The sequence below is a fragment of the Rheinheimera riviphila genome, from assembly GCF_004005945.1.
Classification (GTDB): Bacteria; Pseudomonadota; Gammaproteobacteria; order Enterobacterales; family Alteromonadaceae; genus Pararheinheimera; species Pararheinheimera riviphila.
Map to the genome: position 1 here is coordinate 537752 of NZ_SACS01000001.1, position 16507 is coordinate 554258.

At 50.8% G+C, this 16507-nt stretch carries 12 protein-coding genes; 3 read left to right on the forward strand and 9 right to left on the reverse strand.

Annotation, left to right across the window (positions count from 1 at the left end; all coding sequences use genetic code 11):
* Window positions 1–155 precede the first annotated feature (155 nt).
* Window positions 156–857 (forward strand): FadR/GntR family transcriptional regulator, encoded by a 702-nt coding sequence (locus tag EOE67_RS02310; RefSeq protein ID WP_068068324.1) that lies wholly within the window; start codon window positions 156–158, stop codon window positions 855–857.
* Window positions 858–937: 80 nt separating this feature from the next.
* Here EOE67_RS02310 and EOE67_RS02315 read toward each other — a convergent pair whose 3' ends face one another.
* Complete coding sequence (locus EOE67_RS02315; RefSeq protein ID WP_127697416.1) at window positions 938–3106, reverse strand: alpha-galactosidase; 2169 nt, start codon at window positions 3104–3106, stop codon at window positions 938–940.
* Between the two features lie 186 nt (window positions 3107–3292).
* Between EOE67_RS02315 and EOE67_RS02320 the strand changes: the two genes are divergently transcribed.
* Window positions 3293–5284: a beta-galactosidase gene (locus EOE67_RS02320; RefSeq protein ID WP_127697417.1), complete on the forward strand. Its 1992-nt coding sequence runs from the start codon at window positions 3293–3295 to the stop codon at window positions 5282–5284.
* Between the two features lie 188 nt (window positions 5285–5472).
* Here EOE67_RS02320 and EOE67_RS02325 read toward each other — a convergent pair whose 3' ends face one another.
* From EOE67_RS02325 to EOE67_RS02355, 7 genes are all read right to left on the reverse strand, one after another.
* Entirely contained in the window at window positions 5473–6000 is a 528-nt protein-coding gene (locus tag EOE67_RS02325; RefSeq protein ID WP_127697418.1) for an REP-associated tyrosine transposase, read from the reverse strand.
* A gap of 225 nt (window positions 6001–6225) precedes the next feature.
* Window positions 6226–6954, reverse strand: a complete 729-nt coding sequence (locus EOE67_RS02330) for a hypothetical protein (RefSeq protein WP_127697419.1) — start codon at window positions 6952–6954, stop codon at window positions 6226–6228.
* A gap of 97 nt (window positions 6955–7051) precedes the next feature.
* Window positions 7052–8506: an SLC5 family protein gene (locus EOE67_RS02335; protein ID WP_127697420.1), complete on the reverse strand. Its 1455-nt coding sequence runs from the start codon at window positions 8504–8506 to the stop codon at window positions 7052–7054.
* A gap of 43 nt (window positions 8507–8549) precedes the next feature.
* Window positions 8550–9323, reverse strand: coding sequence for a SapC family protein (locus tag EOE67_RS02340; RefSeq protein WP_127697421.1), 774 nt, complete (start codon window positions 9321–9323; stop codon window positions 8550–8552).
* The gene (locus tag EOE67_RS02345; RefSeq protein ID WP_127697422.1) at window positions 9324–10880 is read right to left on the reverse strand and encodes a tryptophan halogenase family protein; all 1557 of its coding nucleotides are present in this window, start codon (window positions 10878–10880) and stop codon (window positions 9324–9326) included. It abuts the gene before it with no gap.
* Window positions 10881–11009: 129 nt separating this feature from the next.
* Window positions 11010–13772 (reverse strand): TonB-dependent receptor, encoded by a 2763-nt coding sequence (locus EOE67_RS02350; protein WP_127697423.1) that lies wholly within the window; start codon window positions 13770–13772, stop codon window positions 11010–11012.
* A 153-nt stretch (window positions 13773–13925) separates the two neighbouring features.
* A complete protein-coding gene (locus EOE67_RS02355; RefSeq protein WP_240652679.1) occupies window positions 13926–14990 on the reverse strand; it encodes an aldose epimerase family protein in 1065 nt (354 codons plus the stop codon).
* Between the two features lie 202 nt (window positions 14991–15192).
* Here EOE67_RS02355 and EOE67_RS02360 point away from each other — a divergent pair, with 202 nt between their 5' ends.
* The gene (locus tag EOE67_RS02360) at window positions 15193–15897 is read left to right on the forward strand and encodes an HAD-IA family hydrolase (protein ID WP_127697424.1); all 705 of its coding nucleotides are present in this window, start codon (window positions 15193–15195) and stop codon (window positions 15895–15897) included.
* A 24-nt stretch (window positions 15898–15921) separates the two neighbouring features.
* Here EOE67_RS02360 and EOE67_RS02365 read toward each other — a convergent pair whose 3' ends face one another.
* Entirely contained in the window at window positions 15922–16503 is a 582-nt protein-coding gene (locus EOE67_RS02365; protein WP_127697425.1) for a nucleoside/nucleotide kinase family protein, read from the reverse strand.
* Window positions 16504–16507 lie beyond the last annotated feature (4 nt).

A 16507-nucleotide genomic window follows, 5' to 3' on the forward strand; every position in this document is an offset into this window, starting at 1 on the left:
CCAATGCTGCGGCAGCGCAGTAATTAAGCCGTCTTCAGCTTGATCCGGGCTAGATATTCGCCCCTGATCAGCGACAGTGGAAAAAAGTTATATCATATCTGTACGTATTTTAATATGATATATTATGTTAACAATCATTGATGAATCGCAGCCCTATGAGTAACCCTCCAATCCAGAATCTGACCCATCAGCTCACATATGATTTAGGTTTAGCCATAGTGCAGGGTGTGTACCCTGTGGGCACCGGTTTACCCTCTGAAGCCGATTTATGCATTGAATATAATGTCAGTCGCAGTTCAACCCGCGAAGCGGTGAAAATGCTGTCGGCCAAGGGCCTGATTTCCTCCAGACCAAAACAAGGTATTCGCGTGCTGCCGGAAAGCAGCTGGAATATGTTTGATACCGACGTATTAAAGTGGATTTTAAGCAGCAAACCTTCGCTGGCATTACTCAAAGAATTTACCGAAGTGCGGGTGGCGTTAGAGCCTAAAGCGGCGGCGCTGGCGTCTTTGTCGGCCTCTTACCAACAACTGGAAGTGATTGAAAAAGCCCTGGCAAGAATGGTTGATGCTGATCGCGGCCTCGATGATCCACTGGAAGCCGATATTGCTTTTCATACCGCCGTGCTTGCCGCCAGTAACAACAGATTTTTTCTGCAGCTGACTGAATTTATCAGCACCGCCTTGCGGGTCAGTATCCGTTACACCAATAAAATCAAAGGGGTGCCGGGCGCCGACGTGCAAAAACACGCCGAAATCCTCAACACCATCAAATCAAGAAACCCGGAGCGGGCGAAAAAAGCCGTCGAAGCTATTTTAGATGAAGCGCTGGAATTGATTGAATCCAGATTGGAATAAGCAGCCGGCCAAGTCTAATTGTCTTTGACTTGTGGTGGCGCTTCGCTTATCCACCCTACAAAAATATATAAATCAATACGTTAAACCGCCAACAACTCAAACACCAACGAACTTTGCGGATGCACTATCGGCAATTGCATCCCAAATTGCAGCAAGGCTTCACCACTGAAAATCTGCCCTTCAATCTGATCCAGAATTGACGCCGAGTATTCTTTAAAACTGCCCCGCGCTGGCCACAGCAGCTTGATCTGGTAACGCAGTTCTGGCTCCAAACCGGTAAACCGGTAGCGCGGCGGTAAAGTCCGGGCCGTTTCACGCACCGAGTTATAAGCAAATAGCGCCTTGGTTTTGCCTGGGCTCACCAGCCCGAAATTAATCGAATCGCCGTCGCTGTCCAGCCGGTATAAATCGGCATGGTGAATAAATTCACGTTGCTTTTTATGCAGCGCAATCGCTGCTTTGAGCGCGGTTTTTTCGGCGACGGTCAGCTCACGCGGATCCATTTCAATGCCCATATGACCAAACATCGCCACTGCAGCACGCATCTCTAAACTCACCCGACGCCCGGTAATATGGCAATCCCGTGGCCCAACATGCGCGCCCATTACATCCGATGGGAAGAAAAACGAACAGCCGCGCTGGATATTTAACCTGTCTAGTGCATCGTTCGAATCTGAAGTCCAAACCCTATCGGTATGTGCCAGCACGCCGTAATCAACCCGCGCGCCACCAGAGGAACAGCTTTCGATTTCCAGCCCTGGATGCGCGGCTTTGATCCGATCCACCAGCGCATAAAGCGCCAGCGTCTGCTGATGCACCGCCGGTTTCCCCGCAAAATTGCCCGGATGATTCAGGTCGCGGTTAATGTCCCATTTGATGTAACGAATAAGCGGATATTCGCGCAAAATCGCATCAATGGCGCCAAACAAATACTCGGTTACTGCCGCGCGGGTTAAATCCAGCACCAGCTGATTGCGAAATTTCAGTTGCGGATTACCGGCGGTTTGTAGCACCCAGTCCGGATGCGCGCGGTATAAGTCGCTGTCTGGATTAACCATTTCCGGTTCAAACCACAGGCCAAACTCCATCCCCAGTGCGTTGACATGGTCAATTAACGGCGATAACCCATCCGGATACACGGTTTTATCGACCGTCCAGTCGCCGAGTCCTGCATAATCACCGCGCCGACCTTTAAACCAACCATCATCCAGTACAAACCGCTCCACGCCAAGCGCTGCCACTTCATCCGCCAATGCTGTTAACGTCGGCACATCATGCTGAAAATAAATACCTTCCCAGGTGTTGTAGTGCACCGGCCTTGGCTTTTGGCGCTGCGCTTTACTCAACAAATGCTCGCGGACAAAACCATGGAAATTGCGTGATAAGGCACTAAAACCGCTGTCAGACCAAGAAGCATATAAGGTCGGGCTTTGATAACTGTCGCCGCTTTGCAGCGTCAGCTCACCCGGCAGCAATAACTCACCCATTTGCAGATAACTGCGCCCTTCGGCCAACAGCTCAACGCGGCTGCGATGATTGCCCGACCAGCCTAAATGAAAACCATAACATTCGCCTTGTTGCTCACCGGTGTGTTTGCTGTGTACCAGCAGGCCAGGGAAATTATCGTGTGAGGTTTTGCCTTTGCGGTTTTCGCGCACAAAGCTGCCTAAAAACAAATCGACTGAACGGCGCTGAAATTCATTTGACCAACGGCCTTCAAAACTGGTGAGCTGGGTGAGATGATCCGGCAACAACAGCGTCGGCGCGGCGCACCACTGCAGTTGCATTGGCTCTTTGGTTAAATTACGAAGTGCGGTGCTGGCTTGCAGCACATTGTGTGTGGCATCAAGCGCCAATACATGCGTCAGCTCAACACCCCGCTCGCTATCCACACTCACCAATTCCACCTGCTGCGCCGATAGTTGCCGCACTTCCGTGAGCTGCGGACCGGCAGACCAGGCTTGTTGACCGTTAAAAAGTTCCAGGCCGGGCGCACCGGTAAATCCTTCGCCGTTTAATGGGGTCAGCGACACCGGCGCTTCAATCACCACCGAACACTTCGCTTCCTGGCGGGCACTGAGCAGCGTCAACATCGCGCCTTCAGTGGCGGCAGTGAGTTTTTTGCCAAAATACAACATTGCGGGTGTGCGGTTACGGCAATCCAGTAACAGCGTCAGGGTTTGGCTTTCCAGCCGAACGTACAAAGGCCGCGCAGTTTCAGACGGCGAAGACGATGGAATTACAGACATTTCAGCATTCCTTTAAAGCTGCCCGGCTTCGCTCAGCAACAGTTTGCTGAGACAACATTAGACAGAAATGACAAACAATAATAGTATATATCATATAATTAATTGACGAACAGTTTCAACCATGGCGAGACGTACCAACGACGCTTTGTTGACATTTAATCTTAGAACCTCAGGCAAGGAGAATTCATGTTAGGTGTATGTTATTACCCAGAGCACTGGCCGGAAACGATGTGGGCTGACGATGCCCGCGAAATGGCCGAACTTGGTCTGAAATACGTGCGGATCGGCGAATTTGCCTGGTCTCGTTTAGAATCATCGCCAGGGGTGTTTCATTTTGACTGGCTGGATCGCGCTATTGAAACCCTCGCCAGCGCCGGCTTAAAAGTCATTATGTGTACCCCAACGGCCACGCCGCCGAAGTGGCTGATTGATTTGTACCCGGATATTTTGCCGGTCGATATTAAAACCGGCACCGTGCGTGGTTTTGGTTCGCGCCGCCACTGTGACTTTTCCAGTGAGAACTACCGGCGTGAATCGATGCGCATCTCTGAAGTGCTGGCCAAACGTTACGGCCAGCATCCGGCGATTTGTGGCTGGCAAACCGACAATGAAATTGCTTGCCACGACACCGCCCATAGCGGTAGCCACAACGCCAAAGTCGCTTTCCAACGCTGGTGTGAAGCGCGTTATGGCGATGTCGACACGCTCAATAGCGCCTGGGGTAATGTGTTTTGGTCGATGGAATATCAAACCTTCGGGCAAATTGAACTGCCGATGTTAGCCGTCACCGAAACCAGCCCGGCGCATCAATTGGCCTACCGGCGTTTTAGCTCGGATATGGTGGTGAAGTTTCACGATGAAATGGTCGATATTATCCGTGCCCATGCACCGAACCAGTTTGTGACGCACAACTTTATTCCGATGCACGACACCCAAACCGATAACTTTGCGCTGTCGAAAAAACTCGATTTTGTCAGCTACGACAACTACCCGCTTGGTCGCACCGATTTGTTTTTTGCCGATGCGCCCACCGCGCAATTTAAAAAATATATGCGCACCGGCCACCCGGATTTTTCCAGTTATGCCTTTGACCAAAGCCGCGGCATTAGCAACCGTGGTTTTTGGGTGATGGAGCAACAACCAGGCCCGGTGAACTGGGCAAGGCATAACCCGCGGCCAGAAGCAGGCATGGTGCGGTTATGGTCCTGGCAAGCCTTTGCCCACGGTGCTGAAGCGGTGTGTTATTTCCGCTGGCGTCAGGTGCCGTTTGCGCAGGAGCAAATGCATGCCGGTATTAAAAGAACCGATAACTCGCGGGCAGCGGCGCATCAAGAAGTGGCGCAAGTGCGCGATGAGCTGAAATTATTAGCACCTTTCACCGAGCATTTTAACGGCGATTTAGCCACGCTGCCATTACAGGCAAAAGTAGCCATTGTGATGACCACCGAGAATCAGTGGGTCACCGAAATTGAACGCCAGGGCGATAGTTTTAACCAGCATCAGGTCGAATTTAGCTGGTACAGCGCCTTGCGCCAACTCGGATTGGCAGTTGATTTTGTCTCACCAGCGCACGATTTAACGCCTTATCAGCTGGTGATTGCGCCGTGCATGCCGATTGTCAGCCCGGCTTTTGTCGAACGTTGTAAAGCAACATCTGCGACCTTAGTGTTTGGCCCGCGCAGTGGCGCCAAAACCGCTGAACTGAGCGCAGTGCCAAATCTCGGTCCTGGTTTATTGCAGCAGCTGATTGATGTCAAAGTGCTCAGTACCGAAACCATCCGACCGGATTGTTATGCCGAATTGTTGCTCAACGGCGACCAGACCAGCTATCAAAGCAGCCGCTGGCGCGAAGAATTAGCACCAGGTGCGCAAGTAGCGATTCTGGCCAAAGACGAATACCAACAACCTGCCGTCGTCCAGCAAGGTAAGGTGGTGTATGTCGGGACTCTAAGCTGCGAAGGGTTTTTAATCGCGTTGTTCCGCCAGTTGGCAACTCAACTTGGGTTACCGGTGTGGCAACTGGGTAGCGATCTTCGCACCATGCAACGCGGTGAGCTGCAGTTTGTGTTTAACTACGGCGCCACTGCACAGCAGTTTGTCGCACCAGCGAATGCAGAATTTATCATCGGCAGCAGCACCTTGCAGCCTTATGATGTGGCGGTATTGCGGCTGAGCTAAAGACGTAACTGTTTTGAAGAATATGCTTAAGACGTTTGTGGTGGATGATGCTTCGCTTATCCACCCTACGCGAAACTAGCAAAACCACTTCTCAAAACATCAGAATCAAAAGAACATATTTAATTGCCGTAGGGTGGATAAGCGCAGCGTCATCCACCATCTACTCAAGCACCTACTCAAGCACCTACTCAAGCATCTCCATGAATGGACATATTGGTATCACCACACCAATCTAAGGCGTAATAACCTTGCGCCACGTAACGATGAAAAGTTGAATAGGGCCAATCTTGTACCCGGGTTACCCAACCATGTTTTAACGGATTTTGGTGGATGTAATCCAGATGACGCAAATAATCAGCGTCATCGCGGATCTGATGCTCCCAAAAACGTCGTTGCCAAATGCCACGTTCCCCTCGTTGCAGCTGGCTGGCCGTTCGATATTCAGTGCTAGCCAAAGCGCGGGAAAAAGCTTTTTTTATCGCCCGCCAGCGACCAGAATAATCTTCATCACCATCTGGCAAAGTCCACAAACAGTGCATATGCTCCGGCAAAATGACCCAAGCGTTAATCGTAAATGGTTGAAGTTGATGCACTTGTTTAATACAGAGTTTTAAAAGGTAAATTTCGTCTATCAACAAAGTTTGCTGACGTTGTTGCAAGTTGACGGTAAAAAACCAACATGCCCCCTTTACATGAAGACGTCGGTAGTCAGGCATTCCGTTGCCTCCCACAATGAAAGTTTTTAATGACACGGCATCGTTAATAAACAAGACGCATTGTGTTGCCCTAAATAAAGTGGTGGATGACGCTTCGCTTATCCACCCTACGCCAAACTAGCAAAACCACTTCTCAAAACATCAGAATCAAAAGAACATATTTAATTGCGGTGGATAAGCGCAGCATCATCCACCATCTAACATCCACCAACCTCCATGAAATCATCAGCGCCCACTTACATTCACCGGCAGACCTTGTGAAGCCTGCTGCTCAACCGCAGTTCGAAGTTGTTCCAACAGCACTGGATCCGTTTGTGGATGCGCGGCCAAATATAACTGAATTTTCTGCACGACCTGACGGGAAGCAAAAAACTGGGTTTGCCGCACTTTCAGGTCCGCCAGCGCTTTAAAATCAGGCTCAAACGCCAGCGTCAGCTGTGCCCGCTGGATCTGCAACATTTTCCACTGCGCGTTGACGTCTTTGACATGAATAAGGTTTTGCTCGGGGACAAAACCCAATTGTTGCAAGGCGCTGTCCATCATGCTGCCGGCCACCGCCACGGCGATAAAGTCCAGCGGTGATTGACCTTGTTGGATCTGTTCTATCACTTTGTGATCGGCGGAAAAGAAGCGGTAATCTGCCTGGATCAGCGGCGCCAACCAGACAAACAAATGTTCGCGTGCCGGCAAACGGGCCAGCGAATAAATCAAGGTATTGGGCTGACTGCGGGCTAGTTCAAAGGACCGGGCCCAGGGTAACACTTCGGTACGACAAGGCAGACCGGCACTGCGCAAAATTGCTTCCACCTGTAAATAGGCTGAACCTGCCACTACCTGATGGTTCTTGACGACTTGATAAGGCGGCAAATCCTCGGTCAGCACCCGCAACCCACAAGCTGCACTTGGCATTGCCAGCAGAGCGCACCCAAACACACTGAAAATCCATTTCGTCATGTCAGCCTCCAGATTAAGATTTCAGTATAGTCAGCCCATAAAAAAAGCCAGTCACCGGGGGAAACCGGAAACTGGCTAAACACACAACGCAGGAGAACTATTTTTCCAGTACCGCCTCAAACCGGCCGGCCCAACGGGTTTGCTGGCCAAAGGCGAATTTATTCAGCAGTAGCGCAAAAGCGACACAGCTAAACAAAGTGACGGGCATTAAATGGATGTAATGCACAGTGGTGTAAAAAGGTGAGAAACTAAAGGTCAGCGAACCGTACAGCAGCACGCCAAAAATCACTGCGGCAATCGCAGCGCGGGCATCCACATTGGTAAACAGCAGGCCAACAATAAAAATCGACAGAATAGGCATGCTCAGCAGGCCATTCAGTTGCTGCAGCAAATTGATAATACTGTCGGCTTGCTGATACACCGGCACCAATACTAAGGTCAGTATCGTTAAACCCAACGTCACGTAACCACTGAGCTTAAATACGTTCGGGTTTTTCTCGAAATAAGCCTCATGAATATCACAGACATATAAGGCCGTGGCGGAATTGAGCAGGCTGTTATACGTCGAAAGTACGGCGGCGGCCATGGCGGCGGCAAACACACCACTGAGCCAACCCGGCATTAAATCACCGACAATCCGGCCGTATGCCGCATCACCGATATCACCATAAAGTTTGTACGAAACAATGCCTGGCACCACCACAATTGCCGGCACAATCAGGATCCGGATGATGGCCGCAGCAAACACACCTTTTTGCGCCTCTTTGACGTTTGGTGCTGCCATCGCGCGTTGGGTGATCGTCTGATTGGTGCCCCAATAATACATCTGAATAAACACCATCCCGGTGAGCAGTGTTTGCCAGGGCAGTGGTGAGTCAGCATCGCCAATCAGGGTTAACCGTTCAGCCGGAATACCAGAAAAGTCAAAATCAATGGCAAATAACGCCAGGATCACCACCAGTACCGCCATGCCGAGCACCAACACACCGTTGTAAGTATCGGACACCGCCACCGCACGCAAGCCGCCAAAAAAGGCGTACATGGCACCCACCAATGCAAAAATCAGCGCGATATACATCAGCGGAATATCCACTTTAAACATGGTTTGCATCAGCAGTGCACCGGAGTAAGTCACTGCCGGCATATAGATCAAAGCATTCCCAAGGAAAAACAAACCACCAATCACCGCACGGATGTGCTTGTTGTGATAGCGTTTTTCCAGAAGTTCGGTGGTGGTGGTGCACTGATAACGGTAATACACCGGAATAAATACTTTGGCCAGAATAATCAGACCGATCACCGCCGCCAGCTCCCACCACACCAGCAACATCATCTGGTTGCCGTTCATACCAACCAGCTGATCAGTACTTAAATTGGTTAAGGTGATGGAGCCTGCGACAAAAATCCAGCTCAACCCCCCACCTGCCAGAAAGTACTCTTTGTTCTGGCTGTTATGATCGCGTTTCTGGCCACGGCATTTGACGTACGTCAGGCCGCCTATCAAAGCACTGACGATAATAAACACCGCCAGCTGTATCATGTTATCGGACATCTTGTACCCACAATAGTTATAATTTTAAAACGAATGCTCAGACTCAGCCATGAACGGAGCGGCTGATTTCCAGCTTGATATTTTTAAGTGGCGGATGGTCAGAATGCTGCCCAGCAAGTCGAACGTTATGCAATTGAATCAACCGGTTCAGCCTGGAAATCGACAACAACATGGCATGCAATAACAACAGATAACCCTGTTGTTGCAGCTGATGTAACGTTTCGGCACTGACTAACTGCAGCTTGTCTTCATCAACCGTTGCCAGACCTTTAATCAGCTGACTGCTGCCATCCGCATGCAGCAGATGCAGGTCTAACTCTTTGATCAGCCCCAGCTCATTCACTGCCTTCACAAACTGAAAGGTCAGATATTCCTGTTGTAAGTCTTTATCCAACATGGCTTTTTGCTGACGCAGGTAATCTGTGGGTTGACCATTTTCACTAAATAACGGCATGGCACCTGCCGCGGCGCCCTTTTTCAGCACCCGCGAGTCCGCCACCAACATCAGCTGCGCAGGATCAGTACCCAACAGCAGCGGATAGGTCTGCATACCAACCGGCTGATAACTGCCAAGCCATTGGCCTTGTGGCAGCCACAAATTCTGCGCCGGTGTGAAGCTATATAAGCCCGACAATAACCATTGCCCGGTCTGCTGATGACGACTGAAAAATACCGGCACATCGGCCATCACCTGGCCAATTTCGCCAAGCCGCACATTAAGCAAATGCTGCGAAGCGGCGTAGATCAGAGCGGCATCAGTGGTCACAGCGGTATCCAGATGGCTGGCAACGGATAACGGGATCAACGAGTTCATCATTTACCCCCTACTCCCGGCTAGCCAGCGGTTGATGTAGTCACGATGCGACGGCAAGGTTTGCAGCATTTGTGTCGTCAGTTGCTGGTTGCGACGAATAATTTGCTGCGCTTGCCCCTGCTGTTGATACAGATAAGCCTGCGCACTGAAATCCGGTTTAAAACCCATGCCATACAACACATATTGGTAACTGGCTGCCGGAAATAGCTCCAGCGCCCCGTTAAAATCAGCGATCTGCGGCCCGCGATGCCGCCACAGCTGTAAATCATCTTGCAGACTCTGCGGAATAGTGGCTGGGTCCAAATGTGCCTGCCAATAAGGCTCTGGCCTTTTGGTCAACATATAATGCAATTTCAGAAAATCCAGAATACGTTGCCAGCGATACAACATTTGCTGGTTAAAACGCCGCGCCACTAACGGCATGGTCGCTTGATCGGCCGGTAAGTTATCGGCAACAAACCGCGCTGAAATTTCCACCAGCATAATGGCCGTCGCTTCCAAAGGCTCGACAAAACCAGCCGCCATGCCAATCGCTACACAATTGTGCTGCCAGAATTTAGTGCGGTGGCCAGTCGCAAAACTGATTTTGCGGACTGCAACGCCTTCGGCAGCTTTGCCGATGTAACGACGCAAATTAAACTCCGCTTCGTCATCACTTAAATATTTCGCGGCGTAAACATGCCCGACACCACGACGATGAGTCAGGCCAATATCCCAGATCCAGCCAGCATTTTGCGCTGTGGCGATGGTATGGCAAGGAATAGGTGCATCCGGATTATCGTAAGGCACCTGCATCGCCAATGCGCTGTCGTTAAACAATAAATGATCAACGCTCTCAAAAGGCACGCCCAGGGTTTTGCCCAGTAATAACGAGGCAAAACCGGTGCAGTCGACAAACAAATCGGCTTCGATAGGCTCAGAGCCATCGGTCAGATGCAAGGCTTTAATCTGGCCATCGGCAGTTAATTCGCAGCGCTCCACGGTGCCGATGCGCTGCTCGACACCCAGTTTGGTTTTACAGTGTTGTTTGAGTAAATCGGCAAAAGCGCCGGCATCCAGATGATAAGCGTAATTGCACTGGCCCTGATATTCGCCCTCGGCCAAAGTGCGGGGTGCCAGTCCGGCTTCACAAATCTGATGCTGAAAATTACTGTCGATGGCGAACTGACTGACATCATCGACATAAGGTGCCAGATCAATCCGACCGTATCCCATCGGAACGGTAAACGGATGGTAATAGAATTCTTGCTCAGGGCCTGAATCGCTGCTGAGTTGGGCGGCGGAGCGTACCCAATTGACAAACTTGCCACCTTGTTTAAACACGGCATGGCAATGGGCAAACACATCGGCTTCCTTCAAGCCAATTTGCTGCAGGGTATTTTTCATTGTTGGCCAGGTGCCTTCACCGACACCGATGGTCGGAATATCGGCCGACTCCACCAACATCACCTGCAATCCTTCTGCGGTATTGCTGCGATGCTGTGCGGCGATAATAGCGGCACTTAACCAGCCGGCGGTACCACCACCAACGATAACCAGTTTCTTGACTGCTGTTGTCATCAGGTTCTGACTCTTATCCGGGATTTTTACAACCTAACATGCCGGATGAGCCTGCAACAACAGGCTGATCCGGCAACGTCAGTCACAGATCGCACCGGGACAGCGCAAATGCACGGCCCGGTGTTTTCATCAGAACGAACCGCGTACGCCAACAGAATAACGGGAACCGTTATCTTCGACTGAGTAGATCTGGTTCTTGAAGCGACCGGTTTGCACCAGCTCTTCTTCAGTGATGTTGATCCCCTCGATAAAGAACGTCAGATACTCGTTGTAGTCATAGCTGGCACTGATATCCCACTGGCCAAAGGTTTCGGTGTTAATCGGCTCGCCGTTAAAACCGTTATCCAGCGCGCGCAGGAAACCTTCCCGGTTGTTAAAGGCGATCCGCGCCTGCCACACGTCCTGCTCATAGAACACCACCAGGTTTTGTGAATCGCCGAGTCCTTCCAGCGCAAAACTCTGGGTGCTGTCGGCCGTAACCGACAAATCGCTGTCGACCACTGTGGCGTTGACAGAAGCGCCAAAACCGTTGTCAAACATATGCGTCAGCGCCACTTCATAACCGGTAATTCGCGCCGATTCGCCGTTCTGCGGCCGGGTCACAGTGTAGATTTCCGATGAACCGTTTAGCTCATTGGTCGTGCCGACCACTGCGCCGCTACAAAGAGCAGAATTGGTGATGCTACAACCAAAACCAGGACCGGTGCGGCTGGTCATGTTGTAAGTTTCAGTGCCGGTCAGGGTCACAATAAAGTCTTCCACTTCTTTATTAAACACCGCGAAACTGAACATGCTGGCGTCGTTGTAATACCACTCGTAGGAAATATCCCAGTTTTCTGCCTGGAACGGTTTTAATGCCGGGTTACCGCCGCTGGCCGTCAGGTTCTGCCGGCGTGGTTCGTTAAAAGTGGTGGCCGGTGACATCTGATCCATGGTTGGACGGGTGATGGTGTCGTAGCTGGCAAAACGCAGCACCATATCGTCGGCGATGCCGAGTTTGATATTCAGGTTTGGCAGCAGGTTGGAATAGCTGGTGCCCTGATGAATGGTGGTCGCAGGACCAAACACGTTGGCAAACAAGGTGGCATCTGCTGTTGGCACGATGTCGGTGACAAAACTCTGGATCGCCATCACCGACACATCCGTCGACGCATAACGCGCGCCCAGGTTCACCGTTAACGGCATTTCACCCAAATCATATTGCAGGGTGAAATCCATATACAAACTGGTGATATCTTCGTTGATGGTGTACCTGTTGTTTTGCAAAGTTGGCACTATCGGGAAACCAGAATCGGCCAGATACTGGTTCATCTTGTCACCATCATAGGTATAGAAGGTGTCAATTAAACCAGGGAAAAAGTTGTTCGCGGTGTAGGACCTAAAATCGATTTTATCCAGTGGTGCGGCAGTGCCATAACCACAAAACCGGCATTGTGAACCAGAAATTTGAAACGCAGATTTTTCGCGCTCCTGACGGTAAGCACCAAAATTGGCTTTTTCAAACACGCCATTTTCTGCGGTGTATTCAAAATCGGCTTTAAATTCATCGATATCATCGGTGTTGCTTGGCTGATTACCTTTTTCGTTATAGTGCATCCGCGCGCGGCTGGCATTCGGCAAGCTGCCGTTTACAAAACCGTCGTGGGCGACTGTTGGTAAACCGCCGGTGGCATCAAAGGTATAGTTGTTGATCATGCCCACCACGTTAAAGCGGTCGCGACCGGCGCGGTCGTTTTCAGCACTGGTGGTAGAAATATCAAAATCAGCTTTCAGTTTTTCGTTGATGATCCATTCAACATTTAACCCAAAAGCATCGTTGGTCACATCCCGCGAATTACGGGTATGCGACACAAAATCCGTTGCCGGATCACCGCTGCCCTGGTGTAAACCGACTTCCTGAGTAAACCGCAACAAGGTGCCGGTGGTTGGATCAATGTCGGCGCTGCCAACCCGATCCGGTTCAAACCAGGATGCTAAGTCAGTGACCTGAGAATCGACTTCAAATTTTGACACCAGACCGTCCAAAGTCACAGTCACATCTTCTGAAGGCGCAAATTGCAGCACTAAGCTGGCGTTGGTGCGTTTGCGATCTTGCTCGTCGATGATCTGATCCCAGTTCCGCGGGATATAAGCATTGCTAAACAGCACGCCATCTTCTTTGTTCGAAATGGTCTGACCGCCGCGCCAACCAGCCGTCGCAATTTGATTGACCTGGACTTTGCGCTGCTGCTGACTAACCGCCAGCAACACGCCAAACATATCGTCGTTAAAGGTGTTGCTAATCAGGAAGGAGCCCGAAGGCGAGGTTTCTTCTGACAGGCTTTCGTACATGCCTTTGATGGAGCCGGCGATCCGTAAGTCGTCGTAATCAAAAGGCCGCGCTGTGCTTACATTAATAGTGCCGCCGATGCCACCTTCCTGCAATTTGGCCGACGTACTTTTATACACGTCAGCGCCGGAAATTTGATCGGCCGCCAGCACATCAAAGTTAAATTCACGACCGGCACTGTCGGTCGCTAGTTGTCGGCCATTGACCAGCACGGTGTTAAACTGCGGACCAAAACCACGAATGGTCACCGCTTGACCTTCACCACCACTGCGGTCAATCGACACCCCGGTGATCCGTTGCAGCGATTCCGCTACGTTTAAATCCGGGAATTTACCCAGATCTTCTGCTTTGATCCCATCCGATACCACGGAGGATGATTTTTTATCTTCCATCGAAGATTTCAGACTGCTGCGAATACCTGACACCGCAATCACTTCAATTTGTTCCTGCTCTGCTGCAGGCTGCTGCGCCTGCTGTGCCATCGCCTGAGTGCTGAACAGACTGGCAATCGCAACGCTTAACGCGGTTCTTTTACTGATAGTTGATATTTTATAGTTATGCATGATGTAACACCCTGTCCTTTTTTTGGTTTTATCTGTCGTCTATCTTATTAGCCTATTTATCTTATAAATACTTCAATTATGATTAAACTTCAACCTTTTTTACGTCTTTTGCCGTCTGAGGGTCGGTAGCCGGTTGTTGCTACCCCGGTCTGGTTATTCGAAACTCCGATCTCTGCCAAAGGCATAGACGATTTGCTGCTGCCAGATTTGTCCGGCAACCAGCAACGCCGATGGAAAATCCGGACGATTGGGGGCATCTGGCCAATGCTGCGCTTCCAGGCATAATCCCTGCCGCGGCGAAAAAGGCGCGGTCAATCCATGCCCGGCGTAAAACTGCAAACCGGGCAAGGTACTGCTGACCGTCAGGCTAATGTTGCTCAGTGGGGAACTTAAGGTGGCCATCTGCTGTAACGCTGGCAACGGTTGGATTGGTTCATCAGTCGCTGACCCGTTCAGTTGCTGCGGGAACAGATAACAATGATCAAAACCACCGGTCTGCTGCAGCTGCGGATCGGCTACGGCCAGCTGGCTTGCAATCGAAATGGGCTGGCGAAAATCAAAGGCTGTGTCTGCGACCAACTGACGCTGGCCAGTGGGAATAAGACTGGCATCTACCGGCAAAAAAGCATCAGCATGGATCTGCAGCTGATGGCCGCCGATATCAGCGCTGCCATCCAAGTTAAAATAACAATGATTGGTCAGGCTGATCACGGTACTGCTGTTGGTGGTGGCTCTGAAGTGGATGTGCACAGTTGTCCCTTCGAGGCGGATCTGTTGCCACACCAACAAATCCCCCGGAAAACCGCAGTCGCCATCATGACTGTGTAAAAACAGCAACAGCTGGTCCGCCGATTGCTGTTGTACTTGCCACAGCCGGTGACTAAAACCCTTGCCACCATGCAAACAATGTTCGCCGCCTGCGGTCTCCAACTGGTGGATCTGTGCGCCAAACCGCAACAGCCCACCGGCAATCCGATTGGCATAACGGCCAACGGTTGAACCCAAATAACCATTATTTTCAAGATAATCAGAGATCTGCGGATGTTGTAACGTGAGCTCTTGCCCATCGAGCTGAATCGAACGAATAGTGGCGCCATAAGGCAATACTTCGACCCGCAAGCCAGTCGGACTTTGCAAAATGACAGGTTCCAGCCCCTGCTGTCGCAGCAAAGATTGCGTGTTCAGGTCCTCGGACATCCCGAAAGAAAGGCTGAGCATCGGTTCCACCCCCTAAAATATACTATTTATCAGACAATATAGCATCAATTTAGAGGGGGAAAGCAAGCCCGTTACCGAAAAATTGCCAAAGCCTGCTATCGATTGACGAGCGTTAGTAAATGAAGGTTTATACCCAAAATCATGTTCCGATAGCTACTTTCGGGGTTATTATCATGTCAGTTTTAACCTGACAGATATTTAAATGCGCATTTACAAAGCCCTCTCTCCCATCAAAGCTTTGTCGTTTGATTTGGATGACACGCTTTACCCAAATTCCGATGTGATCAGCAAAGCTGAACTGGCGATGCAGCGGCGATTGCGGCAGCTGCTCGGTGATGTTGCCTACAATCAACCGGACTTTTGGTGGCAGCAGCGCAAAATGTTGGCAGCGGTGCAGCCGGACATTCGCCATGATGTTAGCAGTTGGCGTTTATTGGCGCTGGAACAGGGTTTAGTGGAGCAAGGCATCAGTCGGTGTGAAGCTGCGGAAATCGCTGAGCTGGCGATGACGGCTTTTTTAGCTGCCCGCACCGATATCAAACTACCAGCGCAGATCCGGCCTTTGCTGGAACAACTGGCAACACGTTTTCCACTGGTCGCGATCACCAACGGCAATGCCGATATTCAGCAGATGGGCATTGGGGACTTGTTCCAGTTTGCGCTGCGGGCAGGGCCGGATGGCCGGATGAAACCTTATCCGGATTTGTTCTTAAATGCCGCCACGCGCTTACAGGTTGAACCTTGCGAGATACTGCATATCGGCGACCACATTAAATCTGATGTATTGGGTGCATTGCATGCCGGTTGCCAGAGCGCCTGGCTGAATCTGACACCAGGATCAGTTAAAGCGCTAAAAACCCTGCCGCATCTGGAAATTAGTGATGTGCTGGAATTGAAAGATTTGTGATGGCAATTGCCGTAGTCGGCGGGATTATTCCGGTACTTTTGGCAGCAGCAACCAGTTCGCAATGGTCGTTGCGATAGTTGTACTGGCACCGTGATCGGTAATGAGCAGATCGCAGTTGGCAGCCACTTGCAAAACTGTTGCCTGATAGACCTGATGCAGATAGTCATCATAACGTTGCAGGTAATTTTGGATTTGCGCCGCAGCATCGGCAGGGGTGTTTTGAGTGAGATTGCGCTGAATCACCCTCGATAAACAAATCGCCAGCGGCGGCTGCAACAACACCACTTTATCAACTAATGCTGCAAGTTCCGGTCGTTGCCGGCCAAATGGTTCTTCCAACAACAAAAACTGCGGAGCGCACGGCTTCCGTTCAGTCTCGGCGATGGCTTGTTGTAGCGCAGTGACCAGCCTCGGCGTGCGAATAACAGCCGGATCCGCACCTGCATCTAACCAGCTGCGCATCGAAGCCGGATAACTTTCGGCATCGATAAAATCATCAAAGTGCAGATAATTGCAATTGAGCATCAAAGCCAACTGTTCAATCACCGCAGACTTACCACTGCCGGAGGCGCCGCTGATGGCTATGATGGTGAGGTTATTGATCAAAAAA